General features: G+C 50.1%; 1 pseudogene. It reads left to right on the top strand.

The window, feature by feature from the left end:
• The first annotated feature begins 37 nt into the window (after positions 1–37).
• Positions 38–502 (top strand): annotated as a pseudogene (locus tag NZ772_19435) (thiamine pyrophosphate-dependent enzyme).
• Positions 503–527 lie beyond the last annotated feature (25 nt).

Below are 527 nucleotides of genomic sequence, written 5' to 3' on the forward strand. Positions count from 1 at the left end.
AAAAAATTAACCAAAAAGAAACTATACCAAAATTAATTTTGTGGAAAACAACCAGTGGGCGATCGGCATGGCCCATGAACGGGCAACATCTGACCCGCAGATTTACCGCAAAGCGAGCGTGTTCAACATGGTGGGGGTGGAAGTGGACGGGATGGATGTGCTGGCAGTGAGAGAAGTGGCGCGAGCAGCAGTGGCGCGGGCGCGGGCAGGGGAAGGTCCTACTTTAATCGAAGCCCTCACTTACCGTTTCCGGGGTCATTCACTGGCAGACCCTGATGAATTGCGCACTAAAGAAGAAAAAGAATTTTGGCTGAGTCGTGACCCGATTAAGCGCCTAGGCAGTTTTTTAGTGGAACAGGATTTGGCAACGAGCCAAGATTTGCAGGCAATTCAGCAGAAGGTCAAACAAATTGTGGAAGATGCGGTGGCTTTTGCCGAACAAAGCCCCGAGCCATCGCCGGATGAATTGTGGCGCTATGTATATGCAGAAGATGAGGTCTAGGGATGGCGGAAACGTTCATGTTTAA

It is taken from the genome of Cyanobacteriota bacterium (assembly GCA_025054735.1).
In the GTDB taxonomy this organism is placed as follows: domain Bacteria; phylum Cyanobacteriota; class Cyanobacteriia; order SKYG9; family SKYG9; genus SKYG9.